Here is a 24,653-nt window from a genome sequence, read left to right as displayed (position 1 = left end):
GGTCTTTCAAGAAGAAGAAAAAGCCGTGTCGTCGTCCATCCGCAGGATCGCGGCCACCGGCCCGCCGCCCGCGGGCCCCTGGTGCTCGGCGCCGCCCGACACATACAGCGCGGTGTGGCCGGCCACCGAAGCCAGCACGCCGCCCACCACGGCACGCGCATGGCGGGTCGAGTGGATGTCGGAGTCGTTGAGCATCGTGTGGCGGGCCTCGCGCACGCGGCCGTCGGGGCTGGCCTCGGCCTTCGCAAGCAGGTTCACGAGGCGCGCGGACAGCGCCTGTGCATCGCGTTCCGCATCGAGGCCGAAAGCATTGCGCAGCAATGCACGCACGCTCTCGGCGTCGATCGCATCGCGCATCACCGCATGGGCGATGCGAAGCGCCGACGCACTGCCCTCCGCCTCGCCGAGCACGATGACGACGTTGCCCTCCAGCTCGATGCCGGCCGACGCCGAGGCGCGCGCGGAGAACAGCCGCCAGTCGCTCATCACGCTGGCGTCGCTGATCTCGCTGCGTGCGACTTCACCGAGCGCGACCGCCACGCCGAGCGCCGACGCACCGCGCGAATAGCCCATCGATTCGTAGCTGTCGTGGGTGACCGGCGAGGCGCCGCGCGCCAGCGCAGCCGACACCTTTCCCGACGTGAGCAGCGGACACTTGACCTGCACGAAGTGCACGTCGTCCGCGCTGCGGATACCGGCATCGCGCATGGCCTCGGCGACGGCTTCGGCGGTGGCGTCGATCTGCGCGGCGCGGCCCATTTCTTCCGGCAGGAAGTCGCGCGTCTGCCCGATTCCGACCACCATGCGCTTGCCCTGGACGGCGGATGCAGCGGACACCCAGCGCCGCGCGAACACGGTGAAGTGCGGCGACAGCACACCCTCGGTGCCGCCCGACATCACCAGCGCCACGCGCCCGTGCACCGCTTCGGGCGTGCAGCCAAGCGCGGGGGCGAGCAGATGGCACCACGCCGTCGATGCGTACTCGCGCGTGAAGTCGTTGACGCAGCCGTTGCCTTCGGTCTTGCCCATCACGGCCACGATGTCGGCCGCGACGATCTCGCCCGCATCGATCAGCGCCTTCACGCCGCCCAGGTCGCCCGGACCGCTGCACGGAATGCGCCAGACCTGCACCTGCTGCACGCGTGCGGTGCTCATGCCGCGTCCCAGTCCACCGCGCCTGCCGGCACGGCCGTCGCGGGCACGCCGGACGGCGTCTGCAGGATCGCGCTGCTGTAGTGCTCGGTGTTGCGCGGCTTGGGAGCGGGCATTTTCTGCACGCCCTTCACCGACCGCCCCCAGCCGACCGCATCGGTCACCAGCTTGCCCTCGCGCATCACGAAGCGCCCGCGCAGCAGCGTGTGCAGCGGGTAGCCCTGCACCGCGCGGCCGTTCCACGGCGAGATCTTGCTGATGCTCTGCAGCCTGTTCTGCGACAGCGTGCCCGAGCGCTGCATGTCGACGATCGCGATGTCGGCGTGCGCGCCCGGTGCGATCACGCCCTTGGTGCCGTACAGCCCCCAGGCCTTGGCGGGGTTCACCGCGCTCCAGCGCACGTAGTCCATCAGGGTGGCGCGCGCGCGATTCACCTCGGTCAGCATCAGCGGCATCTGGGTCTCGACGCCCGGAAAGCCGCAGTCGCAGTCCCAGATGCTCTCGCGCGTCTTCTCCTCCGGCGTGTGCGGCGCGTGGTCGGTGGCGATCATGTCGAGCGTGCCGTCCATCAGCGCGTCCCACAGCGGCTGGTTGTGGCGCGCCTCGCGGATCGGCGGGTTCAGCCGCATCACGCCGCCCAGCTTGAGCATGTGGCCGGTGTTCAGCAGCAGGTACTGCGGGCAGGTCTCGGCCGTCACGTCGACGCCGCGGCGCTTGGCCTCGCGCAGCAGGAAGAGCGAATCGGCCGCGCTGTGGTGCGCGATGTGCACGCGCGCGCCGGTCCATTCGGCCAGCGTGAGCACGCGGCCGATGGCCTCGATCTCGGCCACGGCCGGCCGCGCGGCCAGGTGGGCCATGGCATCGATGCGGCCGGCCGCCTGCATCTTCTTCTGGCGGCGCTGCAGGATCGACGAGTTCTCCGCATGCACCACCGTGCGGATGCCCAGCGGCGCGAGCGTCTCGAACCCTTCGAGCAGCGCACCGTCGGTGGGCGCGGGCAGGTTGCCGAAGGTGTTGCCGACGAAGGCCTTGAAGCTGGTGACGCCCGCATCGAGCAGCTCTTCGAGCCGATCGACCGTGTCGTCGCCCAGCAGGCCGTGGATGCCGAAGTCGCAGTACGACGACTCGGCCGCCTTCTGCTTGATGCGCAGCGCCTCGACGGTGCCGGTCGACGGATTGGTGTTGGGCATCTCGAACACGGTGGTCACGCCGCCCATGGCGGCAGCGGCCGAGCCGGTCTTCCAGGTTTCCTTGTTCGGGTAGCCGGGATCGCGAAAGTGCACATGGCTGTCGATGGCGCCCGGCAGCAGGTAGAGGCCGTCCGCGCGCATCTCCTGGCGCGCTGGCGGCATGGTGTCGTCATGGCCGACGGCCACGATGTGCTCGCCGGCGATGGCCACGCTGGCTTCGATGATCTGGTCCGCGGAAACGACGCGCGCGCCGCGAATGACGAGGTCGACTTCTTTCATCGTGGCCTCCTCAGAGCATCGCCCAGCCGCCATCGACGGGCAGGTCGACACCGGTGATCTGGCGCGACACGTCGCTCGCCATGAAGAGGCAGGCGTTGGCCACGTCCGCATCGGTGGAGACGCGGCGCAGCGCGTAGTCGGCCGCGTGCCGCGTCATCGCTTCTTCCAGCGTGATGCCCAGCTTCTCGGCCATGTTGGCGCACACCTTCTCGCGAAAGCGCGGCCCGTCGACCATGCCGGGCGCCACGCAGTTCACGTTGATGCCGTACGGCCCGGCCTCCAGCGCAAAGCTCTTGGTGATGCCGCGCAGGCCCCACTTGGAGGCCGAGTACGCCATGCGGCCGGCGCGCCCGCGCATGCCGAAGGTGCCGCCCACGTTCACCACCTTGCCGCTCCTGCGTTCGATCATCGAGGGCAGCACGGCGCGCATGGTGTTGAAGCAGCCGGTCATGTTGAGCTGCACGATCTCGTCGAACTCCTCCGTGGTGGTTTCCCAGCCGGTCTTGCCGATGGGCCCCGAGCCGCCGGCCACGTTCACCAGCACGTCGATGCGGCCGAAGGCCTCCAGCGCATGCGCGGCCAAGGCCTCGGTCTGCGCGCCTGCGGTCAGGTCGCAGGGCACCACCACGGCTTGCACGCCGAGCGCGCGGGCTTCGGCGGCCACGGGTTCGATGGCGCCGGTGTCGCGCCCGGCCAGTACGAGCTTCGCGCCTTCGCGCGCGAAGGCCAGCGTCACGGCGCGTCCCATGCCCTTGGCCGGGCCGGTGATGAGCGCCACCTTGTCTTTGAGTTGCAGGTCCATGTCGTTTCTCGCTTTCAGTTCGATTCGTTCAATGTCTTGGAGGGGCGCTCGGCGCGCGCGGGCAGGAAGCTGCGGTCGAACACCTCGGCCGGTGCCGGCGTGCGCGGCAGCTGGTTGGCGTCCACCACGATGTCGATGGACTTCTTCAGCCGCGCGTCGTCCACGTCGCCCAGGCCGATGCGGGCCACTTCAGGGTGGCTCATGTCGTTGCGCAGCGTGGCGAACAGCTTTTCCTTCTCGACCTCGCGCTTGAGCAGCGGCTCGCGCTTCATGACGTGGTCGATGCCCATGTCCGGGTCGGCGATGACTTCCTTCACCGCCCGGTTCAGCGCCTTCACGAAGCCTTGCACCGCCTTGGGGTTCGCCTTGGCGAAGGCGCGCGAGAAGAACACGGCGTTGGAGTACAGGTCCATTCCGTGGTCGCCATAGCGGATGAAGCGCAGGTCCTTGGCCGGATCGAGCCCCATCGCCTTGGCGCTGAAGCTCACGGTGGTCACGTAGCCGAAGGCGGCGTCGATCTGCCCGCGGGTGAGCATCTGCTCGCGCAGGTTGGGCGCCATGTTGGTGACGGTCACCTTGGCGGCATCGACCTTGGCAAGCTTGGCGAAGGCCGGGAACAGCTTCAGCGCGCCGTCGTTGGCGGGGCCGCCGATCGTCTTGCCTTCCAGGTCGTTGGGCGCCTTGATGGGGCTGTCCTGCTTCACCACGAGCGTGAAGGGCGGCGTGTTGTAGATCATGTAGACCGCCACCGGCGCGTCGGCCGGGCGCTTCGATGCCAGGTCGATCAGCGCGTTGAGGTCGCCGAAGCCGGCCTGGTAAGCACCGGCCGCCACCTTCGGGATCGAGGCGGCGGAGCCCTCGCCCTGGTCGATCTGGACGTCCAGGCCCTCGGCCTTGAAGTAGCCCTTGTCCTGGGCAACGAAGAACCAGGCCTGCGGTCCTTCGTATTTCCAGTTGAGCACGAGCTTGACCGGCACTTGAGCGGCGGCGCAAGTGGCCACCAGGGCCAACCCTGCGGCGGCGCCCAGCGAAGCGAGCGAGCGCACGAGGCGCGGGCTGGAGAAGAAAGACAGCGGCATGCGAAGGACTCCTAGCGTTTCTTGGAGGGAGAGGAAAAAGAAGAGAGCGAAGCAAGCAGCGACTCGGCGGTCGCCACGAACCCGTGCAGCTGCTGCACGATGAAATGAATGCCGCGCGTGACGTAGGCGGGCGACGAGGTGCCGCACGCGTCCTTCAGCAGAACGCAGTCGTAGCCGAGGAAGTTCGCGTCCTGCAGCGTCGAGAACACGCAACGGTCGGTGTTGATGCCCGCGAACAGCAGCGTGGTGATGCCTTGCTGGCGCAACACGCTGTCGAGCTCGTTGTCCCAGAAGCCGCTCAGGCGGTGCTTGTGGACGGTGATGTCGCCGGGCTCGACGGCCAGTTCGTCGATCACCTGCGCGCCCCACTCGCCCTGCACCAGCGAGGGGCCGTGGTCGATGGGCGAATGCTCCGCATAGCCGATGCCGTCGGCACTGCGCTTGCCCTTGAATTGCACCGTGGGCGACAGGTTGAGGCGGTCCGCGCGGATGCCCCAGTTGAGCCACACCACGGTGCCGCCGGCCGCGCGCCATGCAGGCAGCAGCCGAGCAATGGCCGCGATCGGCTTGCGCGCCGCGCGGATGCCGATGCCCTTCTGCGCGAACCAGCCCTCGGGGTGGCAGAAGTCGTTCTGCATGTCGACCACGACGAGCGCGCTGCGCGCGAGGTCGAATTCGATCGGCTGCGGCTCGGCTTCCATCTGCACGGGTCGCGGCCGCTTGGGCGCACGCACCAGACTGACCCGGCCGGCCGCCAGCGTCCAGGCGTTGTGGGGCGCCGGCCCGAAGCGGGCGGGCGCTTGCGCTGCATTGGTGCGCGAAGGTGTGGTTCGGCGTGTCATGCCTCAAAGGCATGCAGCGGCCGTGCCAAGAGGTGCGCCTCATCCGTACCGATTCGCGTGCTGTGCGTTGCCGTTGCGGCAACGGTTGCGGTGACGGCCGCGCGTGTTTCTGGCGCGCTTCGTGCAACGGCTGAGGCATGAACCACCTTCGCTTCCTGCGCTACGCGGACGAGGTCGCCCGGGCCGGCTCGATCCGGCAGGCGGCCGAGCGCCTGCACGTCGCGCCCTCCGCCGTCAACCGCCGCATCCAGGACCTCGAGGAGGAACTGGGCACGCCGCTTTTCGAGCGATTGCCGCGCGGCATGCGGCTCACCGCGGCAGGCGAGCTGTTCGTGCGCTACATCCGGGGGCGCGCGTCGGAGCTGGACCGCGTGCGCTCCGAGATCGAGGAGCTGCAGGGCCTGCGGCGCGGCTCGGTGCGGCTGGTCGCGAGCCAGGCGCTCGCGCCGCGCTTCCTGCCGGCCGCCATCAACGACTTCGGCCAGACGCATCCGCTGGTGGCTTTCGATGCGCGCATCGGCGATCACGTGCAGGCCGCTAGCGCGCTGCGCAGCTTCGAGACCGATCTCGCGCTGGTGTTCAACCTCGCGCCGGAGGCCGACATCGAGCGTGTGTGCGCGGTCGAGCAGAAGCTCATGGCGATCATGCACAGGCGCCATCCGCTGGCCAAGTCCAAGGCACTGCGCCTGCGCGACTGCGCCGACTACCCGGTCGTGCTGCCGAACCGCGACACGGGCGGGCGCCAGCTGCTCGAGCGTTTTCTCGCGCGCAGCTCCACCCCGATCCGGGCCATGGTGGAGAGCAACAGCTTCGAGTTCCTGCGCGGCTGCCTGTACGACGGCCAGTCGATCTCGTTCCAGATGGCCATCGGTACCCGGACCGAAGACCCCAACATCGTGGCCCGCGACATCGAGGACCGCGGATTTCCGCGCGGCGAACTGGTGCTGGCGAGCCTGCGCGGACGGCAGTTGCCGGTGATCGCCTATGCCTTCGCGGAATTCCTGCGCAAGCGGCTCACCGAGCCTTCCGGAGCGGACTAACGCGAGAGCGCGGGCAGTGCTTTCTCGAGCGTCGCGACAAAGGCCTGCATCGCCTCGGTCTCGTGCGCGCCGCGCTTGGCGATGCGATAGAAGTCCAGACCCACCTTCGGCTTGACCAGCACGTCGGTGCGAACGCGGTGCCGCCTGCAGGCCGCGAGCGCGAAGGTCGGCATCACCGCGGTGCCGAAGCCAGCCTCGACCATCGAGATCAGCGTGCCGAAGAAATTGAAGGTGGGCCGCTGCGCATCGGCGCGGCCGATGGTGGCCACCAGGTGCTCGTCGATCACCTTCTGGATCGGGTTGCCCGGTGGCAGGCCGATGAGTTCGGCGGTGCGCAACGCGGACCACGGTGCAGTGCCGATGGCCGGCGCTTCATCGGCCTCCCCTGTGGACGCCGCCACGCGCATCAGGTGAAAGCGCCCGACCGGCGTGCGCGCGAGGCCCGCCGCGGCCTTGAAGAAGAAACCGAGGCCCATGTCGGCATCGCCCGCCGCGACCATCGCCTCCACGTCGCGCAGGTCGGCATCGAAGAGGCGCAGGCTTACCTGCGGATGCGCCTGGCGGAACGTGGTGAACACCTGCGGCAGCAGGTGCGACGACACCAGCGGCGTGGCCGCGATGCGCAGGGTCTGGCGCGCCGCGTCGCCCTCGGCGCCGAGTTGCGCGGCCACGTCATCCAGGTCGGTGACGAGCCGCTCCACCACCGGCAGCAGCCGCCGGCCCGGCGGCGTGAGGGTCACCACCCGCGTGGTGCGGTCGAAGAGCCGGCAGCCCAGCTGCCGCTCCATCTCGCGGATCAGGATGCTCAGCCCCGCCTGCGTGATGTGCGCCTGCTCGGCCGCGCGCGTGAAGTTGCCCAGGCGCGCCACCTGCAGGAAGGCGCGCATCTGGCGGGTCGAGAGGTTCATAAGGATTCATGATAAATCCATTGCACATCTAAATTTCACAAATGGCGAACTTCCGTTCCCAATACGACCCGAGAGAAACGGCACCCTTTCGAGAGCCATGAACGACAAGCAAGTGATCATCCTGGGCGCCGGCATCGGCGGCCTGACCCTCGCGCTGAGCCTGCACCAGGCCGGCATTCCGTGCCGCGTGTACGAGGCCGTGCCCGAGCTCAAGCCGCTGGGCGTGGGCGTGAACCTGCTGCCGCACGCGGTGCGCGAGCTGACCGAGCTCGGCCTGCTGCCGCAGCTGGACAAGGTGGGCGTTCGCACGAAGGAGTCGATCTTCTTCACCGAGCATGGCCAGTTGATCTTCCAGGAAGCGGCGGGCGAGCACGCGGGCTACGACTGGCCCCAGTTCTCGATCCATCGCGGCGACCTGCAGACCGTGTTGCTCGACGAGACGCTCAAGCGCCTCGGCGCGGACAGCGTGGTGTGCAACCACCGCTGTACCGGCGTCACGCAGGACGCGGGCGGCGTCACCGTGCATTTCGCCGATGCGCCTGCCGTGCGCGGTGCGGTGGCCATCGGCTGCGACGGCATTCACTCCGCATTGCGCAAGCAGCTCTACCCCAACGAAGGCGCGCCGCGCTATTCGGGCGTGAACATGTGGCGCGGCACCGCGCGATGGAAGCCCTTTCTCTCTGGCGCGAGCATGGTGCGCGCGGGCTGGCTCGCGGTCGGCAAGATGGTGATCTACCCGATCCGCAACGACATCGACGCCGAGGGCCACCAGCTTGTGAACTGGGTCGCCGAGATCCACGCGCCCCAGCCCGCGATGCGCGACTGGAGCCGCGCCGGCCGGCTCGAGGACTTTCTCCCTGCCTTCGCCGACTGGCACTTCGACTGGCTCGACGTGCCCGCGCTGATCCGCGCCTCGGACACCATCCTGGAGTACCCGATGGTCGACCAGGACCCGCTGCCGCGCTGGACGCACGGCCGCCTCACGCTGCTGGGCGACGCGGCGCACCCGATGGTGCCGCGCGGCTCCAACGGCGCGGGGCAGGCGATCATCGACGCGCGCTTTCTCGCGGGCGCGCTCAAGGACCTGGGCGTGAGCACCGCAGCACTCGAAGACTACGACCGCGAGCGCGTGAAGGCCACCACCAACGTGGTGCTCACAAACCGCAGCAACCCGCCCGATGCGATCCTGCGCGAGGTGTTCGAGCGCTCGGGCGGCCGGCGCTTCGGACAGATCGATGACGTGGTGAGCCACGCCGAGCTGCAGGCCATCTCGGACAACTACAAGCGCGTGGCCGGCTACGACCCGGTGGCGCTGAAGGCGCGCGCCTCGTACCTCTGAGCGCCGCCCTTTCCTTCACAGAACAAGACGGAGACAACCCATGCGATTCATTGCCAAGACCCTCGCCACCCTGCTCGTTGCAGCCAGCGCCGCCGCGGCCCATGCCTGGCCCGACCAGCCCATCACGCTCGTCGTGCCCTACACGCCGGGCACCGGCATCGACCTCGTCGCACGCCAGCTCTCGGCCCGCCTGCCCGCGCTGCTGGGCCAGCCCGTGATCGTGGAAAACCTCGCCGGCGCGAGCGGCAACATCGGCAGCGAGAAGGTCGCGCGGGCCAAGCCCGACGGCTACACGCTGATGGTGCAGGTCAACACGCTGGTGATGAACCGCAGCCTCTACAAATCGCTGAGCTACGACCCGGTGGCCGACTTCGCGCCGGTGTCGCTCACCTCGTGGGGCACGCTGCTGCTGGTGACCAACCCCAACGTGCAGAAGGCGTCGTCGGTCGCGCAGATGGTGAGCGCCGCCAAGGCCGAGCCGGCCAAGCTGACCTACGCCACGCCGGGCGTGGGAACGCCGCACCACCTGTCGATGGCGCTCCTGATGCAGGGCACCGGCACCGACCTGCTGCACGTGCCGTACAAGGGCACGGCCGGCGCGGTGACCGACCTCCTGGGCGGACGCATCGACTACATGTTCCTGCCGGTGCACGTGGCGCTGCAGCACATCCAGGTCGGCAAGCTCAAGGCCATCGCCACCGGCAGCAGCAAGCGCCTGCCGCAACTGCCCGACGTGCCGACGCTCGCCGAGGCCGGCGTGACCGCCGACAACGTGGACATGTGGTACGGCGTACTCGCGCCCAAGGGCACGCCGCCCGACGTGGTGGCGCGGCTCAACAAGGAGATCGGGGCAGTGCTGAAGCAGCCGGAGGTGGCGAAGTCTTTCGAGTCGCAGGGCATGGTGCCGGCGAGCTCGACGCCGGCGGAGTTCGGGGCGCTGGTGAAGAAGGATGCGGATCGCTGGGCGGGGGTGGTGAAGCGAGGCAATATCACCGCAGACTGAACGCGGCGTCTCTCCTCCCTCTGCGCCGGGGGTGGACCAGAGCGGGGCGGAGGCAGTGCCGCGCCCCCTTGATCGCCCGGAGCCCCATACCGGCCCGGAATGGAGTGACACAGCGCTCTCTTGCACTCCATCGCCCCGGCGGTTCTCGTGCGCGTCGCATTGGGCGAGCGCCCCACGATGACACGGCCTTTACGCGACGACCAAGGCATTCATTGCTCGGAAAACTGCGATACTTTCTGTAATAAGTATTAACCGCCGTGCATGCAGCATGCATCGCATCGCATCGCTGCGCGGCTCCGAGCGATAGAGACGAGGAGGGAAGAGGGAAATGACGCTGAAATTCACAGCCATCGTTGGCTTTTGTCTGGCGCTGGCTGCATGCGGTGGCGGCGGCGGCGGAGGTTCTTCAGGAGTTGCCGGTGCGGCGCCAGCTGCCTCCGCCTCCAGTCCTGCCGATGCGAACAACGCGACGGCACTTTCATTCACGGACGCGAACGGTGCGACCGTCCCGCTGCAAGCGCCGACCCTTGCGCCGATCAGCGGCTTGACAGCGAGCACTGCGTCGTCACGACTGCCCGTCGATCCAGGCGCTCTGGCTGCCCGGGCCGCGCTTCCGGTCCCGCCCCCACCTCCAAAGTTGTCGGCCCTGTCCACGACCGTCACGCTGGGTGGTCCCAACGGGCGCGACGAGGCCTCGCAGTCGATATCGATGAGCCTGAACAGGGACAACAAGTGGCCATGGACCCTCTCCGCACCACTGCCCGCCTGGGTCACCGCCACCCCTACCTCCGGCACCGTCGACGCGAACGGAACTTCATTGAGCTTCTCGCCGGCTCTCAATGCCGCCACGCCCGGCACCCATTCGGGCGTTGCGACGGTGACAGCGACAGTCAATGGCGGCACGGCCACGCTGCCTCTGACCCTGGTCCTGAACCGGGACAAGCGGCAGCTCGTTCCTTCCGAATCCGGCATCGGCTTCGCAAGCACCCCCGGCGGATCGGTGCTCACGAGAACGCTGCGGGTCACCGACAACTTCGAAGGCGCATTGCCGTGGGCCGCCACGTCCAGCGCCTCGTGGCTTTCCGTGACGGGCAGCGGGACCACCGGCACCAGCCCGAGCCTCGTGCTCACCGCGGATCCCCAACAGGTGCCGATGGGCGTCATCAGCTATGCGACCGTCACGCTGAAGACGTCTCATCCCGGGGTGGCGGACGCGGTCATCCGTGTCGGTCTATGGCGTGCCGAAGGCGGATTGACCGCCTTGACCCCGCTGCCCGCAAGCTATACGAACATCGTCGCCGACAAGATCCGGCCTTACGTGTACGCGCACAACGGCGGCACCTTCATTGACATCTACAACGCGCACCTCGGCACGAAAGTCGGCACCATCGAAAACGTGGGCGCCTGGCTGTCGGACATGAGCGTGGCGCCCGATGGGGGTCTCTTGTACGTGCTCGACAAAGGTAGCGGTCCCATCGTTGTCATCGACCTCGCCAGCGCATTGAAGATTGCGACGTGGCCGTTGATGCTGAAGCCCGGCGAGTCCTATCCACAAACCCTGCTGGCGATCCGTGTCAATGGCAAGAATGTCGTTCTGACAGGCAACGGCACCGCGTATATAGATGGCAGCCGGTTTGCCGCGTTGCCGCAGCCCTTCAGCAGCAACTGGAATTTCACCGCTTCATCCGATGGCAGAAGGGTTTTCGTACAGACCACAGGTTTGAGCCCCGCCAGCGTCGGCGCATACGATGTCGACTACTCGGCAATGGCGAACGGTGTTCTGACGGTGAAATACACCGCAGGAGCGGGCTTCATCAACGGCGCTTCGAACGGACAGGACATCGCAGTGAATGCGGGCGGGACCGCGCTCTATGCGGCATCAGGTGCGCCATATCGCTGCTCGTCCATAGATCCAGCCAGTCTGGGTTTCATTGCAAGTCTTCCGGGTGGAGACGCTTACCCCAACAACGTCGAAGTCACCAGCGATGGTCGCGTGATCTGTGGCATCAATGGACTCTATTCGGCCTCTGATATCTGGCTTCACGCCCCGAACGGGACCTTGCTGAAATCGTTCAAGTTCGTGGGTTATGCGCGTGGACTGGTGCCTCGCCAACTGGTGGTCACGCCAGATGGAATGGTCGCCGTCGCTCTGACGGACGATCCAAAAATGGCATTCGTCCCTATCGGCGCTCCGTGAGCGTGCGGGAAGTCGTGGCTGTTCAGGGCCGCGTCTTCCCCGCATGCCGCGCCAGATGCACCTGGTGCAACGTGATCTTGCGCACCTCCGCCTGGCTCGTCTCGATGTGCGCGCGCAGCAGCATCGCCGCCTGATCCCCCCGGTTCGCGCGAATCGCCTTCAGGATCTTCGCGTGCTCCTCGTAGGTGGCTTCGATGCGCGGCTGCTGCGTGAAATCGAGCCGGCGGATGATGCGAATGCGGTCGGTCACGTCGCTGTGCACGCGTGCCATCTCGGCGTTGCCTGCGGCGGCCACCAGCGAGCAATGGAAGGCCTCGTCCCACTGCGCGACCTGGGCGGTGTCGGTGCTGCGCTCGGCCACCGGCACGAGCCAGATGCCGGCCAGCGTGTCGAGCAGGCTGCGGTCGACGCGGTGGTCGGCTTCGCAGATGCGGTGAACCGCGGTGGTCTCCAGCACCATGCGCAAATCGTAGAGCTGCTCGAACTGGTCGAAGTCGAAGGGCAGCACGCGCCAGCCGCTGCGAAACAGCACCTCGACGAAGCCTTCCTGCTGCAACCGGAACAGCGCCTGCCGCACGGGCGTGCGCGACACGCCGAGCCGGTCGCTGATCTCGTTCTCGGTGAAGCGGTCGCCGGGCACGAGGATGAACTCGGCCACGTCGCGCTTGAGCTGCGCGTAGACCTCGTCGGCGCGCGTGCGAAAAACGGCCGCATCGGCTGCAGGCGCGGCGGAAGCTGGGCGGGTTCGGACGGTAGACACGTGGAGGATGGTAGTCGCTGGCGCCGGCTTCATGCCGTGTGGTTCAACGCGGCGAGCAAGGCCGCACTCGGCGCTGTCCAGCCGACGATGGCGCCCTGCGCGCGGATCATGTCGAGCGTCGCCGCCTTGAAGGCTGGAAAGTAGCTCTCGGTGCAGTCCTCGAGGAGCAGGCCGTCGTAGCCGCGGTCGTTGGCTTCGCGCATGCTGGTCTGGACGCAGACCTCGGTGGTGACGCCGCCGAACAGCAGGTGCGTGATGCCGCGCTGCTGCAGCAACTCGTGCAGGCCGGTCGCATAGAACATGCCCTTTCCGGGCTTGTCGATGACGAGTTCGCCCTCGACCGGCGCGAGCGCATCGATGATCTGGTTGCCGGGCTCGCCGGCCACGAGGATGCGGCCCATCGGGCCTTCGTCGCCGATGCGCAGGGTCGGGTTGCTGCGGTTGCGCTTGGCGGGCGGGCAGTCGGAGAGGTCCGCCTTGTGCGCTTCGCGGGTATGCACCACCAGGCCGCCGGCCTGGCGCCACGCCGCCAGCGCCGCCTTCGTCGCGGGGACGATGGCCTCGAGCAGCGACACGTCGTTGCCCAGCGTCTCGCCGAAGCCGCCCGGTTCGATGAAGTCCCGCTGCATGTCGATGAGGACCAGCGCCGTGCTCTTCAGTTCGAACTCGTAGGCGAAGGGGTTGGCTTCTTCTATGCGCATGCTGGCTCCGGCTCGTGATGTCCACCGCCCATGTGCGCGCCGATCACGTGGCGCTCGGCACCGGCGGCCGGGGTCTCGAACACGATCTGCCCCTCGCTCATCACGACGATGCGATCGGCCAGTTCGAGCAACTCGTCGAGGTCTTCGCTGATCAAGAGCACCGCCCCGCCCTTTTCGCGCACCTGCACGATGCGTTCGTGGATCTCCGCGACGGCGGCGAAGTCGAGCCCGAAGACGGGGTTCGCGGCGATCAGCACGTTGATGTCGCCGGCCAGTTCGCGCGCGAGCACCGCGCGCTGCACGTTGCCGCCCGAGAGGCTGCGGATCGGTGCGCCCTCGCCCTGCGTCTTGACGCCGTATTCGGCGATCCACTCGCGCGCACGGCTGCGCCAGAACGGAAAGTTCAGCACGCCGCCGCGCGACAGGGGCGTCCTGTCGAAGTCGCGCAGCGCCATGTTCTCGGCCACGCTGAGGTCGCCCACGCAGGCGTTGCGCAGCGGCTCTTCGGGAAGGCTGCGCACCTTGAGGCTGCGGTTCTCGGCGCGGCGTGCGTTGTAGGGCTGGCCCATGACGGTCACGCGGCCGGCCAGTCGCGGGCGCTGCCCGACCAGGGCCTCGACCAGTTCGCGCTGGCCGTTGCCGGAGACGCCCGCCACGCCCAGGATCTCGCCGGCCCGCACGAACAGGCTCAGGTCATGCAGCGCGAGCGTGCCGCGGTCGCCTTGGGCCTTGAGGCCCTCGACCTTCAACGCTATGGGTGCCGCATCGGCCACGGGCTTCCTGGCGGCAGGCGATGACGCCGGTGCGACAACCGCTGCATCTTCCCCTCCCATCATGGCCTGCGCCAACTGCGCCGGGCTGGTGTCCGCCACGCGGCAGTGATGCACCGCCTTGCCCCTGCGCAGCACGGTCACGCTGTCCGCATACGCCATCACCTCGCGGAACTTGTGCGTGATGATGAGCACGGTGCACAGGCCGCTGCGCGCGAACTCGCGCACATGGCCCAGCACCTCGTCGGCCTCCTGCGGCGTGAGTACCGAGGTGGGCTCGTCCAGGATCAGGAGGCGCGGCTTCAGGTAGAGCTGCTTGAGCAGTTCGAGCTTCTGCTTCTCGCCCGCCGCGAGCTCCGATGGCCGCACGTCCAGGTCGAGGCTGAAGGGCGTGGTCGCGAGAAACGCCTTCAGCTCCGCGCGCTTCGTTTTCCAGTCGATCAGCGCGGGCGTCTTGCCGCCAGCGAGCAACAGGTTCTCGGCCACCGTCATGCCCGGCGCCAGCGTGAAGTGCTGGTAGACCATGCCGATGCCCAGCGCGCGCGCGACGATGGGATTGGCGATGTCCTGCTCGCGCCCATCGATGAGGATGCTGCCCTCCTCCGCGCGCTGGAAACCGGCCACGCACTTCACCAGCGTGCTCTTGCCCGCGCCGTTCTCGCCGAGCAGCGCATGCACCGTGCCGGGCTCGACGCGCATCGTCACGCGGTCCATCGCGGTGAAGGCGCCGAAGCGCTTGGTCAGCTCGTAGGTGTCGAGCGCGAGGGCGCCGCTGCCCGCAGGCAGCGCGCCGATGGCGTGGGAAGGGGTGCTCATCAATTGCGATCAGCCCAGCGCGGCCAGCAGTTGCTGCGAGGTGGTGTGTGCGCCGAACACGCCGCCCTGCATCGTGATCATCTTCAGCGCGGCGAGATGGTTGCCGTGGTCGGTGGCGGCCGTGCAGTCCGAAAGCAGCAGGCACTCGAAGCCGCGGTCGTTGGCATCGCGCATCGTGGTGTGCACGCACACGTCGGTGGTGATGCCCGCGAGGATCAGGTTCTCGATGCCGCGAGTGCGCAGGATCAGCTCCAGGTCGGTCGCATAGAACGAGCCCTTGCCGGGCTTGTCGATCACCACCTCGCCGGGCAGAGGCGCCAGCTCGGGAATGATGTCCCAGCCCGGCTCGCCGCGCACGAGGATGCGGCCGCACGGCCCGTCGTCGCCGATGCCCACCCCGTTGGCGCCGATCTGCCGCGAGCGCCAGCGCTTGTTGGCCGGCAGGTCTGCGAGGTCGGGCCGATGGCCTTCGCGCGTGTGGATGATGTGAAAGCCCAGTGGCCTCAATGCGGCGAGCGTGCGCGCGATCGGCTGGATCGGCGCCTGCACCAGCGAGAGGTCGTAGCCCATCACGTCGACATAGCCGCCCTTGCCGCAGAAATCGGTCTGCATGTCGATGACGACCAGCGCGGTGTTCTCGGGCCGCAGGTCCCCGTTGTAGGGCCAGGCGTAGGGCTCGGCGGCGACGGTTGTCATGGCGGTGCTCATCCTCGGTAGTTGCGTTCCGGCGGCGCGAAGCCGCAGCTCGTGCCGTCGGTCACCTTCACGTCGGCGCCCCATGGCAGCTTGTAGGTGCCAGCGGCCATGTCGTGCATGTAGGTGTAGGGACAGTCCTGCGCGCCGCCCTTCACCGCGACGTAGCCGCGGTGGTAGAGCTGGTAGATGTTGTTCTCCACGCCCCAGCCGGTGCGTGCCTCGCGCACGAGGTCGGGCCGCAGTTCGGCGGTGATGATCTCGTCGACGCGCCCGCCGCCCTCGACCAGCACCGTGCCGTCGAAGTTGCAGAACATGCCCTCGCCCATCGAGTCGAAGCTGCCGTCGCTGCCGCACAGGCACACGCTCGCGGTGTAGGCAAGGTTGCAGAAGGCGTTGGCCTGGTTGGTGATCTTCCAGGCGTGGCGGATCGGCGCGGTGTAGCCGGCCGTGCGCAGGATGATGTCGGCGCCCTTGTACGCGGCCTCGCGCGCCATCTCGGGAAACATGCCGTCGTGGCAGATGATGAGCGAGAGCCTGCTGCCGTTCGGCCCGTCGCACACCGGAATGCCCAGGTTGCCCGGCTCCCACGGCTCGACCGGCACCCACGGGTGCAGCTTGCGGTAGTAGAGCTTGATCTCGCCCTGGTCGTCGATGATGAGGCCGCTGTTGTACGGGTTGCCGCCGGGGTTGGCCTCCATGATGGAGAAGCAGCCCCAGATGCGGTGCTCGATGCACGCGCTCCTGAAGGCCGCGACCTCGGGGCCGTCGAGCGAACACATGATCTCGGGGTTCGTGTCCATCGAGAGGCCGTGCAAGGCGTACTCGGGGAACACCACGAGGTCCATGGTCGACTGGTTGCGGCGCGCCTTGCCCACCATCTCGCAGATGCGCCGCGCCTGCGCGGCCAGGTCGGCCGGCGTCTTCACGTTCGGCAACTGCAGTTGCACCAGCCCGACGACCACGCCGTGCGCCGATTTGTTGAGGCCACCCAGACCGCTCATGGTGTTCAGTTCCTTGTCGATGAAAGTTCGCCGGGGCTGCCGATGGCTGCACTGCCCGGCTTGCAGGTGAGCACCAGGATCACCAGCGTGAGCACATAGGGCACGGTGTTGAAGAGGTGGTAGCCCCAGCCGATGCCGATGGACTGCAGCGCAGGGCCGATCGCGCCCGCACCGCCGAAGAGAAAGGCCGCGCCCACGCAGCGCAGCGGACTCCATCGCGCAAAGATCACGAGCGCGACGGCGATGAGGCCCTGGCCGCTGGAGATGCCCTCGTTCCAGCTGCCCGGATAGAACAGCGTGAGCGACGCGCCGCCGAGGCCGGCGATGAAACCGCCGGCCGTGGTCGCCGCGATGCGCAGGCCCGAGACCGAGTAGCCGAGCGCGCGCGTGGCCTGCGCCGAGTCGCCGGCCATGCGCACCAGCAGGCCCGCACGCGTGCGCGCGAAGCCCCACCAGAGCAGCACCGCGAGCGCCACGCCGATGGGCACCAGCGCATTGAGTTGCAGCGCCGAGCGCACCACCGTGTTGTCGCTCCAGAAGCCCAGCGGTATCGCAGGGATCTGCGGCGCCTGCGGCTGGATCAGCGGCTTGCCGAGATAGAACGCGAGGCCCGTGCCGAGCAGCATCAACGCGATGCCGGTCGCCACGTCGTTGACGCGATCGAGCGAGCACAGGAGGCCATGCAGCAGCGCGAGTACCGCGCCTGCCAGCGCACCGATCAGCACGCCGAGCCACGCCGAGTCGGTGAGGTAGGCGCCGCCGAAGGCCGCCATCGCCGAGAGCACCAGCACGCCTTCGAGCCCGAGGTTGATGCGCCCCGATTTCTCGGTGAGGCATTCGCCCAGGCTCACGAAGAGAAAGGGCGCGCCCACGCGCAACGCACCGCCGACGATGCCGGCCACGAGCGCGATCCACTGGTCGGCGGTCATGCCGGGCGCCCCGAAGCGCGGAAGAGGCGCGCGCGCAGCGCCTTCCAGTCGACCATGCGCAAGCCCTCGCTCGCGAGGATCAGCACGAAGGCAATGCCCTGCAGCACCAGCACCGACGCATCGGGCAACCCGAGCCGCCGCTGCAGCAGGCTGCCCGCCGCGCCGAAGCCGCCGAACAGGATCGCCACCGGCACGATGGCCACCGGGTTGTGCCGCGCGATGAACGACACGAGGATGCCCGCGTAGCCGTACCCCGCGATCAGCGAGGCGTTGGCATTGGTGTGCACCGCCGCCACCTCGACCGCACCCGCGAGCCCCGCGCACGCGCCGCCCAGCGCGCAGCTGCCGAGAATGAGCCGCGTGGCCGGCAGGCCCACGAGTTGCGCGGTGCGCGGATTGCCGCCCACCACGCGCACCGAAAAACCCGAGGCGGTCGCGCGCAGCCACCAGCCGAGCCCCAGGCACGCCACGACGCCGATCGCCAGGCCCCAATGCACGTCCGAGCCGCCGATGCCGCCGATCAGCAGCCCGTCGTTGAGCGCATAGGTCGATGGCTTGTTCAGGCTCGCCGGATCGCGCAGCGGCCCTTCGACCAGGTGCTTGAAGATGCCGATGGCGATGTAGGCCAAGAGCAGGCTGCTGATGGTTTCGTTGATGCCGCGGTACTGGCGCAGCCACCCCGCGAGAACGATCCACAGCGCGCCGGCGAGCGCACCGGCGATGCAGACGATGGCCGTGCCCACGACATTGCCCGGCAGCGGCACCGCATGCGCAAGCGCGGCACAGGCCAGGCCGCCCAGCACCAGCGCGCCTTCGCCGCCGATGACGATCAGCCCCGCGCGCGCGGGCAGCGCCACGCACAGCGCGGTGAGCATCAGCGGCGCGGCGCGCTGCAGGGTGTTCTGCCAGGAGAACCAGTCGCCGAAGGCGCCCTTGAAGAGCGTCGCCCACACTTCCACCGGGTCGACGCCCGCGAAGGCGACAAGCACGCCGAACACCAGCAGCGCCGCCGCGATGGCGAACACCGGCAGGGCGAATTCCTTGAGCGCACTGCGCATGGGCGATGGCATGGGCATGAAGCTGGAACTCAGGCCTGGCCGATGACGCCTTCGACCAGGTAGTTCATCTTCTCCAGCTCCAGGTCAGTCTGCTTCAGGACCTTGCCGGCCGGCACCACGATTGCGCCCTTGTTGTCCTTGATCCCGTCCTTGAAGATGTCGAAGGTGCCCGCGATCATCTTCGCCTTGATGTCGTCGGCCTGCTTCTTCGCGGCGTCCGGCACCATCGGGCCGTAGGCGGACATCTTCACGTAGCCCTCCTTCAGGCCGCCGCGCAGGAAGTTGGGGTGCGGCTTGCCAGCCTGGGCCGCGTCGATGATGGTCTTGTAGGCCGTGAGCCAGTTCCACTCGGCGCCCGTGAGGTAGGCGTTCGGCGCGAGCTTGGCCTGGCTCGCGTGGTAGCCGCAGACCATCTTGCCGCGCTTGGCTGCGGTCTCGACCACCACCTTGGGGCCGTCCACGTGCATGGTGAACACGTCGCAGCCCTGGTCGGCCAGGCTGTTGGTGGCCTCAGCCTCCTTCACGGCCATCGACCAGTCGCCCGTGAAGATCACGCTGCAGGTGATGTTCGGCTTGACCGAGCGCGCACCGAGCGTGAAGGCATTGATGTTGCGCAGCACCTGCGGGATCGGCTTGGCGGCGACGAAGGCGATCTTGTTGCTCTTGGTCATGTGCGCGGCGATCACACCGTTCAAGAACTGGCACTCGTCGATGTAGCCGAAGAAGCTGCCCGCGTTCTTGGGGTGCTTGCCTTCCGTCCAGAGGCCGCCGCAATGCGAGAAGCGCACGTCGGGGTACTTGGGCGCCACGGCAAGGATGTGCGGATCGAAGTAGCCGAACGACGTGGGGAAGAGCAGCTTCGCACCGTCCTGCGAGATCATGCCGGCCATGGTCTTCTGCACGGCCGCGGTCTCGGGCACGTTTTCTTCCTCGACCAGCTTGATGCCGGGGAGCTTCTTGATCTCGGCGGCCGCCATGGCGTGCGCCTGGTTGTAGCCGTAGTCGTCGCGCGCGCCGACGTAGATCACGCCGACGGTCAATGGCTTGGCCTGTGCGCTGGCCAGCGCACTCCAGCTTCCGAGCGAGCCGGCGGCGCCCAGAGCGGCCAGGGTCTTGAGGGAATCGCGGCGATTGAAAGAGCTGGTCATGACGTACTCCGTTGCTGGATACAAGTTGAAGGACTGGAAGAAAAAGCGATGTGCTGTGGCGCGCGGGCGGTGCGTGTCTCAGCCGAGCAGGCTGACGTGCGCCGAGACCACGCGCCAGCCCTCGGGCGTGCGCATCCAGGTCTGGCTCTGGCGGCCGGTGCGCGTTGCGCCCTCGCGGCGAAACTCGCAGTTGGCGGTGGCGAAGTCGCGCCCGTAGGTGGTGACGACGGTCACGAGCAGTTCGCGCGCCAGTCCCTGCGAGGGGCGCGATGCGCGAAAGGCCCGGATCTCGTCGTAGCCGTAGAGGTTTTCGGTAGCGCCGTAGCGCAGCGTGGTCGGGCTGTTCCAGAAGAGCTCGTCGAGCACCTCGACCTTGTTGTTCACCAGCGCGTCTTCATAGCGGGCGAAGGCGGCCTTGACTTCGGCCAGAACGTCGGGGAGGTTGATGTCGGTGGCGTTCATGCGGGGGTCTTCTCCTGGCTCAGTGCGGCGACCGGGGCGTGCGCCACGCCAGCGGCTTCGAGCGCCGCGGCCACGCGCAGCACGAGGTCTTCGCGCCAGGGCGCGGCGATCACCTGCACGCCGATCGGCAGGCTCGCGTGGGCGCCCCACACCGGCACCGCGCACACAGGCAGTCCGATGCACGAGAAGGGCTGCGTCAGCAGGCCCATGTTGGGCCGCACCGGCAGCGTGTGGCCGTTGACCTCGAAGGTCTCGGCGCCGATGGGCGTGGCCGCGCTGGGCGTGGCCGGGGCCAGCAGGATGTCGTAGCGGCCGAACAGGCGCGCCACCGCTTCGGCGTACACCCGGCGCACGCGCTGCGCGCGCGACACCCAGGCGGCGGGCAGCAGCGCGCCGGCCAGGAAGCGGTCGCGCGACAGCGGCTCGAAGTCGTGCGCGCGGCGGCGCAGGTCGTCCAGGTGCAGGGCTGCGCCTTCGGCGTTGGTGATGAGGAAGGCCGCGGCGCGCCCGGCCTCGACCAGCGGCAGCTCGACGCTGGCCCGGGCCACGCCCGCGCCCAGCGCATCGACCACCTGCTCGACCGCGGCCAGCGCCTCGGCGCTGGCACGTTCGTGGAAATAGCCGCCGAGCACGCCGATGCGCAGCCCGCGCGTGCCATGCGCCAGCACGGGCGACACCGGCTCGGCGGCGCGCTGTGCGCAGCCGGGGTCGTGCGGGAGCGCGATGTCTTCGGGCCCCTGCATTGCGTCGTAGACCAATGCCAGGTCGCGCGTGGAGCGGGCGAAGGGGCCGAGGTGGTCCAGGCTCGACACGAAGGGGAAACTGCCGGTGCGCGGCAGCCGGCCGAAAGTGGGCTTCAGCCCGAACACGCCGCACAGCGAGGCTGGCACACGGATCGAGCCGTTGGTGTCCGAGCCCAGCGCGAGCGGCACCTGGCCCGCGGCCACGGCCGCGCCCGAGCCGCCCGACGAGCCGCCCGCGATGCGCGTGAGATCGTGCGGGTTGCGCGTGGGGCCTTCGTGGCTGTTCTCGGTGGTGAAGCCGTAGGCGTACTCGTCCATGTTGAGCGCGCCCACCAGCACCGCGCCGGCACGTTCGAGCCGGCGCACCAGCGCGGCGTCGGCGCGCGCGGGGGCCGTCTGGCGTTCGATCTTCGAGCCGGCGAGCGTGGGCAGGCCGGCGATGTCGAACAGGTTCTTCACCGCGAAGGGCACACCGAGCAGCGGCAACTCGCGGGTGCGCGGACCGCTCGGCGATGCCAGCGACGTGTCGACCTGCGCCGCGCGGCGCAGCGCGCGCTCGGCCAGCACCGAAGTGAAGGCGTTGACCTTGCCGTCGGTGGCCTCCACGCGGTCGAGGCTGGCCTGCACCAACGCGGTGGCGCTCGCAGCGCCGGTGCGCACCGCTTCGGCCATGGCGGTGGCGTCGCGCCCCAGCAGCTGCGCCGCGGTCATGCCTCTTTCTCCTGCGGCGAGACCGGCGAGAAATGTACCGCCGGCTCGGCCGACATGGCCAGCGGCACGGACTCGACCACCGCGGCAAAGTCGGCCGCGAGCGCGAAGTAGCGCAGCACGCCGGGGCGGTGCGCGGGTGACAGGGGCAGCGCGAGCGCCGCGGCTGCGGCGTCGACGTAGCTTTCGATCTGCATGGGTGTCATGGGGCGGCTCCTTCTGTCGATGCCCTATCGGCGGACTTCGCGCTGGAAGATGTCGAGGCTGAGCTTCTTCATGGCCACGAAGCTCTCGGTGCTCAGCGTCTCCACGGTGCGCGGGCGGGCATCGCCATAACGCAAGATCTCCGCCACCCTGGTGGGCCGCTTGGTCAGCAGCAGCACTTCGTCGGCCAGGTACACGGCCTCCTCCAGGTCGTGCGACACCAGCAGCATCGTGGTGCCGGTCTGCATGAACACCTCCTGCAGCTTCTCGCGGATGAAGAGCGTCATCTCGAAGTCGAGCGCGGAGAACGGTTCGTCCAGGAACAGCACCTCGGGGTTGGGCGCGAGCGCCCGCATGATCGATGCGGTCTGCTGCTGGCCGCCCGAGAGTTCGTAGGGAAAGCGCTTCAGGTCGAACTTCACGTCGAAGGACGCCACGAGCTCTTCCATGCGCCGGTCGACCTCGGCCTTGCTGCGCCCTTCGAGCTTCAGCGGGTAGGCGATGTTGTCGATGGTGCGCATCCACGGGAACATCGCCTCGCGGTAGTTCTGGAACACGTAGCCGATCTTGGTGTCCTTGCGCTGCTTGCCGTCGAACAGGATCTCGCCCGCGTCGATCGGAACCAGCCCCGCGATCATGTTGATGAGCGTGGACTTGCCGCAGCCGTTGGGACCGAACACCGAGACGATCTTGTGCTTGGGAATGTCGAGGTCGAAGTTCTCGTACAGCGGCCAGCCCGCGAAGTACTTGGTGAGGCCCCGGATGGTGATGTGCGTGCCGGCCGGGCCGGGCTTGAAGACCGGCTTGGGCACGTCGGCGTACACCGGGCCGTTCAACACGGTTTCAGTTGAAGCTCGCATGGTTGCGCTCCTGGTCGGGTCTGTACGTGAGCTGCCGCGGAACCGGCTTTGCCGGGCCGCAGGCTGCGCCCCCTCGCAGGGGGTTGGCGGCTACGCGAAGCGAGCAAGCCTGGGGGTGGTCCATTACCTTCCGCTCCAGTGCACGATGCGGCGTTCGGCGACAAGGAAAAGAATGTTCAGCGCATATCCGAGCGCACCGGCCGCCAGGATCGCCGCATACATGCTCTTGACGTTGAGCACCTGCTGCGCATCGATGATGCGGTGGCCAAGCCCCGTGTCGGAGCCGATGAACATCTCGGCCACGATGACGATCACCAGCGCCATCGACACCGCCGAGCGCAGGCCGACGAAGCTGGGCTGCAGGCTCTCCCAGATCAGCACGTCCTTGAAGACCTGCCAGCCCGAGGCGCCCATGACCTTGGCCGCCATCACGCGCTGCTTGCGCGCGTTGATGACGCCGTAGGCGCTGTTGAACACCACGATGAGCAGCGCGCCGAATGCCGCGATGGCGATCTTGTTGACGTCGCTCACGCCGAAGATCAGGAGGAACAGCGGAATCAGCGCGGACGACGGCGTCGAGCGGAAGAAGTCGATCAGGAACTCGACGCTGCGGTACGCCTTCTCGTTGCTCCCGAGCAGCACGCCCAGGGGCACGCCGACCACCGCCGCAATGAGGAAGGCCTGCAAGGTGCGCCACACCGTCATCGCGAAGTCGGTGAGCAGCGGCCCGCCCGCCAGGCCGGTGATCAGCGCGGCGATGGTGTCGGCCGGCGTGGGCAGCAGGATGGGCTTGATGAAGCCCAGGCGCACCACCAGGTCCCACACAATGAACAGCACCACGGGGCCGATGAAGGGCAGCAGGCGCTCGCGCAACGGCGCCCTGGGCGCGACGGCGTTGAGACTGGCCGGCGGTGTCCACGGCGCGGCCGTGGTCGTGCTTGCGTCGGCCATGGTCATGCCTTGTAGAGGAGCGCGTCCACCAGCACCTTCTTCTCGAAGATGCCTTTCTCGGTGAACAGGTCGTAGAACTTCTGGAAGTACGCGACGTCGCTCGGCTTGAACTCGTTGTAGAGCATGTACGAGGCGAGGGGCACCTCGGCCGTGAGCTTGCCTTCGATGGCGGTGTAGCCCTTCATGTGCTGGCGCGCATCGTCGGGCTTGGTGCGCACCAGCTCCACGCCGCGCGCATACGCCGCGATGTACTTCTTCGCGACCTCGGGGTTCTTCTTGATGGATTCGGTCGTGAGGCTGGCCGCACCGCCGTGCCATGGCGCCATCGGGTCGCCGAGGATGTACTTGGCCACCACGCCGGCCTCGATCACCCGCGTGGTGCCGTTCATGCGGCCGACGGTGCCGGTGGGCTCCAGCGTGTAGCAGGCATCGACCTGCCCCGCGACGAGCGCGGCCACGTGCTGGCCGATGGGCAGCTCGCTCACCACCGCGCCCTTGGCGCCCGCGCGCTCCAGCATGGTCTTGCACAGCGTGACGTTCTGGATGCCGGGGCCCGAGGCGATCTTCTTGCCGGCCAGCTCCGCCATGGTCTTGACGGGGCTGTCCTTGGCGACGATGAACTCGTCGAGCACGAACTTCGCGTTGCTCGGGTTGGTGCAGAAGATCTTGAAGAGGCCGGGCTGCGCGATCTCGCCGATGGCGAGGTTGGCCGAGCCGGTGCCGTTGGCGCTGCCGTCGCAGCGGCCCGCGAGCATCGCCTCCATGACCTGCTGCGCGCCGGCGAACTTGAGCGGCTCCACGTCGAGCCCCGCTTCCTTGAAGTAGCCGCGGTCCACCGCCGCGAAGAAGGGCAGGCCCGCGGCCACGGGCCAGAAGCCGATGCGCAGCTTGGGCGCGGCCTGCGCGCGAACGATGGCCGGCGCGCCCAGCACGGCCAGGCCCGCTGCACCGATCCCGGCCTGCAACAGCTGCCGGCGCGAAGCGGAAGATTTTTCGAGTGTGCTCATCGGGACTC

24 protein-coding genes are annotated in these 24,653 nt (G+C 68.3%); 4 read left to right on the top strand and 20 right to left on the bottom strand.

Features of this window, described 5'->3' with window-relative positions; all coding sequences use genetic code 11:
* Window positions 1-6: 6 nt before the first annotated feature.
* From RT97_RS19220 to RT97_RS19200, 5 genes are read right to left on the bottom strand one after another with little or no spacing between them, the layout of a single operon-like run.
* Window positions 7-1,155 (bottom strand): ring-opening amidohydrolase, encoded by a 1,149-nt coding sequence (locus RT97_RS19220; RefSeq protein WP_042580414.1) that lies wholly within the window; start codon window positions 1,153-1,155, stop codon window positions 7-9.
* Window positions 1,152-2,621, bottom strand: a complete 1,470-nt coding sequence (gene allB / locus RT97_RS19215; RefSeq protein WP_042580413.1) for an allantoinase AllB — start codon at window positions 2,619-2,621, stop codon at window positions 1,152-1,154. Before allB ends, RT97_RS19220 begins: the two co-directional genes overlap by 4 nt.
* 10 nt (window positions 2,622-2,631) lie before the next feature.
* A complete protein-coding gene (locus RT97_RS19210; protein ID WP_042580412.1) occupies window positions 2,632-3,423 on the bottom strand; it encodes an SDR family NAD(P)-dependent oxidoreductase in 792 nt (263 codons plus the stop codon).
* A 14-nt stretch (window positions 3,424-3,437) separates the two neighbouring features.
* On the bottom strand, window positions 3,438-4,502 hold the full coding sequence (locus RT97_RS19205; RefSeq protein WP_042580411.1) for an ABC transporter substrate-binding protein: 1,065 nt from the start codon (window positions 4,500-4,502) through the stop codon (window positions 3,438-3,440).
* A gap of 11 nt (window positions 4,503-4,513) precedes the next feature.
* The gene (locus tag RT97_RS19200; RefSeq protein ID WP_052810705.1) at window positions 4,514-5,344 is read right to left on the bottom strand and encodes a cysteine hydrolase family protein; all 831 of its coding nucleotides are present in this window, start codon (window positions 5,342-5,344) and stop codon (window positions 4,514-4,516) included.
* A gap of 137 nt (window positions 5,345-5,481) precedes the next feature.
* Here RT97_RS19200 and RT97_RS19195 point away from each other — a divergent pair, with 137 nt between their 5' ends.
* Entirely contained in the window at window positions 5,482-6,384 is a 903-nt protein-coding gene (locus RT97_RS19195) for a LysR family transcriptional regulator (RefSeq protein ID WP_042580410.1), read from the top strand.
* Here the strand turns inward: RT97_RS19195 and RT97_RS19190 are convergent.
* The gene (locus RT97_RS19190; protein WP_042580409.1) at window positions 6,381-7,292 is read right to left on the bottom strand and encodes a LysR family transcriptional regulator; all 912 of its coding nucleotides are present in this window, start codon (window positions 7,290-7,292) and stop codon (window positions 6,381-6,383) included. The two genes, RT97_RS19195 and RT97_RS19190, sit on opposite strands and share 4 nt — an antisense overlap.
* Before the next feature lie 97 nt (window positions 7,293-7,389).
* On the opposite strand from RT97_RS19190, the gene RT97_RS19185 reads away from it, so the two are divergent.
* The 3 genes from RT97_RS19185 to RT97_RS19175 all read left to right on the top strand — a co-directional run bounded on the left by RT97_RS19185 (window position 7,390) and on the right by RT97_RS19175 (window position 11,831).
* The gene (locus tag RT97_RS19185; protein WP_042580408.1) at window positions 7,390-8,631 is read left to right on the top strand and encodes a flavin-dependent oxidoreductase; all 1,242 of its coding nucleotides are present in this window, start codon (window positions 7,390-7,392) and stop codon (window positions 8,629-8,631) included.
* 40 nt (window positions 8,632-8,671) lie between these two features.
* Window positions 8,672-9,634, top strand: coding sequence for a tripartite tricarboxylate transporter substrate binding protein (locus RT97_RS19180; RefSeq protein ID WP_042580407.1), 963 nt, complete (start codon window positions 8,672-8,674; stop codon window positions 9,632-9,634).
* A gap of 328 nt (window positions 9,635-9,962) precedes the next feature.
* A complete protein-coding gene (locus tag RT97_RS19175; protein WP_155403846.1) occupies window positions 9,963-11,831 on the top strand; it encodes a BACON domain-containing protein in 1,869 nt (622 codons plus the stop codon).
* A gap of 22 nt (window positions 11,832-11,853) precedes the next feature.
* Here the strand turns inward: RT97_RS19175 and RT97_RS19170 are convergent, their stop codons facing one another.
* The 14 genes from RT97_RS19170 to RT97_RS19105 form a co-directional block, all read right to left on the bottom strand.
* Window positions 11,854-12,624 carry a GntR family transcriptional regulator gene (locus RT97_RS19170; RefSeq protein WP_042580405.1) on the bottom strand — a complete coding sequence of 257 codons (771 nt, stop codon included), beginning with the start codon at window positions 12,622-12,624 and terminating at the stop codon, window positions 11,854-11,856.
* Window positions 12,621-13,292 (bottom strand): cysteine hydrolase family protein, encoded by a 672-nt coding sequence (locus tag RT97_RS19165; RefSeq protein ID WP_042580404.1) that lies wholly within the window; start codon window positions 13,290-13,292, stop codon window positions 12,621-12,623. The genes RT97_RS19170 and RT97_RS19165 overlap by 4 nt, the downstream gene beginning before the upstream one ends.
* A complete protein-coding gene (locus tag RT97_RS19160) occupies window positions 13,283-14,878 on the bottom strand; it encodes an ABC transporter ATP-binding protein (RefSeq protein WP_042580403.1) in 1,596 nt (531 codons plus the stop codon). The genes RT97_RS19165 and RT97_RS19160 overlap by 10 nt, the downstream gene beginning before the upstream one ends.
* Window positions 14,879-14,887: 9 nt before the next feature.
* A complete protein-coding gene (gene biuH / locus RT97_RS19155) occupies window positions 14,888-15,574 on the bottom strand; it encodes a biuret amidohydrolase (RefSeq protein WP_437184102.1) in 687 nt (228 codons plus the stop codon).
* Between the two features lie 8 nt (window positions 15,575-15,582).
* Window positions 15,583-16,575 carry a formamidase gene (locus tag RT97_RS19150; protein WP_042580401.1) on the bottom strand — a complete coding sequence of 331 codons (993 nt, stop codon included), beginning with the start codon at window positions 16,573-16,575 and terminating at the stop codon, window positions 15,583-15,585.
* Window positions 16,576-16,580: 5 nt separating this feature from the next.
* Window positions 16,581-17,504, bottom strand: a complete 924-nt coding sequence (locus RT97_RS19145) for an ABC transporter permease (RefSeq protein ID WP_042580400.1) — start codon at window positions 17,502-17,504, stop codon at window positions 16,581-16,583.
* Complete coding sequence (locus RT97_RS19140; RefSeq protein WP_042580483.1) at window positions 17,501-18,562, bottom strand: ABC transporter permease; 1,062 nt, start codon at window positions 18,560-18,562, stop codon at window positions 17,501-17,503. The genes RT97_RS19145 and RT97_RS19140 overlap by 4 nt, the downstream gene beginning before the upstream one ends.
* 29 nt (window positions 18,563-18,591) lie before the next feature.
* The gene (locus tag RT97_RS19135) at window positions 18,592-19,710 is read right to left on the bottom strand and encodes a BMP family ABC transporter substrate-binding protein (RefSeq protein ID WP_042580399.1); all 1,119 of its coding nucleotides are present in this window, start codon (window positions 19,708-19,710) and stop codon (window positions 18,592-18,594) included.
* 78 nt (window positions 19,711-19,788) lie between these two features.
* Entirely contained in the window at window positions 19,789-20,172 is a 384-nt protein-coding gene (hpxZ, locus tag RT97_RS19130; protein ID WP_042580398.1) for an oxalurate catabolism protein HpxZ, read from the bottom strand.
* Complete coding sequence (locus RT97_RS19125; protein WP_042580397.1) at window positions 20,169-21,626, bottom strand: AtzE family amidohydrolase; 1,458 nt, start codon at window positions 21,624-21,626, stop codon at window positions 20,169-20,171. Before RT97_RS19125 ends, hpxZ begins: the two co-directional genes overlap by 4 nt.
* Window positions 21,623-21,829, bottom strand: a complete 207-nt coding sequence (locus tag RT97_RS19120) for an AtzG-like protein (protein ID WP_042580396.1) — start codon at window positions 21,827-21,829, stop codon at window positions 21,623-21,625. Before RT97_RS19120 ends, RT97_RS19125 begins: the two co-directional genes overlap by 4 nt.
* A gap of 24 nt (window positions 21,830-21,853) precedes the next feature.
* Window positions 21,854-22,687: an ABC transporter ATP-binding protein gene (locus RT97_RS19115; protein ID WP_042580395.1), complete on the bottom strand. Its 834-nt coding sequence runs from the start codon at window positions 22,685-22,687 to the stop codon at window positions 21,854-21,856.
* A 123-nt stretch (window positions 22,688-22,810) separates the two neighbouring features.
* On the bottom strand, window positions 22,811-23,638 hold the full coding sequence (locus RT97_RS19110) for an ABC transporter permease (protein WP_042580394.1): 828 nt from the start codon (window positions 23,636-23,638) through the stop codon (window positions 22,811-22,813).
* Between the two features lie 2 nt (window positions 23,639-23,640).
* Complete coding sequence (locus tag RT97_RS19105; RefSeq protein WP_042580393.1) at window positions 23,641-24,645, bottom strand: ABC transporter substrate-binding protein; 1,005 nt, start codon at window positions 24,643-24,645, stop codon at window positions 23,641-23,643.
* Window positions 24,646-24,653 lie beyond the last annotated feature (8 nt).

Origin of the sequence: Variovorax paradoxus (assembly GCF_000834655.1) — a bacterium.
In the GTDB taxonomy this organism is placed as follows: domain Bacteria; phylum Pseudomonadota; class Gammaproteobacteria; order Burkholderiales; family Burkholderiaceae_C; genus Variovorax; species Variovorax paradoxus_F.
Note: the sequence above shows the minus strand (reverse complement) of the source record. Positions and strands in the feature narration are given on the sequence as shown.

Coding starts and splice junctions, on each gene's coding strand:
- RT97_RS19210 (WP_042580412.1), bottom strand. CDS start 3,423: ATGGACCTGCAACTCAAAGACAAGGTGGCGCTCATCACCGGCCCGGCC.
- RT97_RS19110 (WP_042580394.1), bottom strand. CDS start 23,638: ATGGCCGACGCAAGCACGACCACGGCCGCGCCGTGGACACCGCCGGCC.
- RT97_RS19205 (WP_042580411.1), bottom strand. CDS start 4,502: ATGCCGCTGTCTTTCTTCTCCAGCCCGCGCCTCGTGCGCTCGCTCGCT.
- RT97_RS19165 (WP_042580404.1), bottom strand. CDS start 13,292: ATGCGCATAGAAGAAGCCAACCCCTTCGCCTACGAGTTCGAACTGAAG.
- RT97_RS19150 (WP_042580401.1), bottom strand. CDS start 16,575: ATGAGCGGTCTGGGTGGCCTCAACAAATCGGCGCACGGCGTGGTCGTC.
- RT97_RS19160 (WP_042580403.1), bottom strand. CDS start 14,878: ATGAGCACCCCTTCCCACGCCATCGGCGCGCTGCCTGCGGGCAGCGGC.
- RT97_RS19190 (WP_042580409.1), bottom strand. CDS start 7,292: ATGAACCTCTCGACCCGCCAGATGCGCGCCTTCCTGCAGGTGGCGCGC.
- RT97_RS19120 (WP_042580396.1), bottom strand. CDS start 21,829: ATGACACCCATGCAGATCGAAAGCTACGTCGACGCCGCAGCCGCGGCG.
- RT97_RS19200 (WP_052810705.1), bottom strand. CDS start 5,344: ATGACACGCCGAACCACACCTTCGCGCACCAATGCAGCGCAAGCGCCC.
- RT97_RS19220 (WP_042580414.1), bottom strand. CDS start 1,155: ATGAGCACCGCACGCGTGCAGCAGGTGCAGGTCTGGCGCATTCCGTGC.
- RT97_RS19170 (WP_042580405.1), bottom strand. CDS start 12,624: ATGAAGCCGGCGCCAGCGACTACCATCCTCCACGTGTCTACCGTCCGA.
- hpxZ (WP_042580398.1), bottom strand. CDS start 20,172: ATGAACGCCACCGACATCAACCTCCCCGACGTTCTGGCCGAAGTCAAG.
- RT97_RS19105 (WP_042580393.1), bottom strand. CDS start 24,645: ATGAGCACACTCGAAAAATCTTCCGCTTCGCGCCGGCAGCTGTTGCAG.
- RT97_RS19185 (WP_042580408.1), top strand. CDS start 7,390: ATGAACGACAAGCAAGTGATCATCCTGGGCGCCGGCATCGGCGGCCTG.
- RT97_RS19180 (WP_042580407.1), top strand. CDS start 8,672: ATGCGATTCATTGCCAAGACCCTCGCCACCCTGCTCGTTGCAGCCAGC.
- RT97_RS19145 (WP_042580400.1), bottom strand. CDS start 17,504: ATGACCGCCGACCAGTGGATCGCGCTCGTGGCCGGCATCGTCGGCGGT.
- RT97_RS19195 (WP_042580410.1), top strand. CDS start 5,482: ATGAACCACCTTCGCTTCCTGCGCTACGCGGACGAGGTCGCCCGGGCC.
- RT97_RS19115 (WP_042580395.1), bottom strand. CDS start 22,687: ATGCGAGCTTCAACTGAAACCGTGTTGAACGGCCCGGTGTACGCCGAC.
- biuH (WP_437184102.1), bottom strand. CDS start 15,574: ATGACAACCGTCGCCGCCGAGCCCTACGCCTGGCCCTACAACGGGGAC.
- RT97_RS19175 (WP_155403846.1), top strand. CDS start 9,963: ATGACGCTGAAATTCACAGCCATCGTTGGCTTTTGTCTGGCGCTGGCT.
- RT97_RS19125 (WP_042580397.1), bottom strand. CDS start 21,626: ATGACCGCGGCGCAGCTGCTGGGGCGCGACGCCACCGCCATGGCCGAA.
- RT97_RS19135 (WP_042580399.1), bottom strand. CDS start 19,710: ATGACCAGCTCTTTCAATCGCCGCGATTCCCTCAAGACCCTGGCCGCT.
- RT97_RS19140 (WP_042580483.1), bottom strand. CDS start 18,562: ATGCGCAGTGCGCTCAAGGAATTCGCCCTGCCGGTGTTCGCCATCGCG.
- allB (WP_042580413.1), bottom strand. CDS start 2,621: ATGAAAGAAGTCGACCTCGTCATTCGCGGCGCGCGCGTCGTTTCCGCG.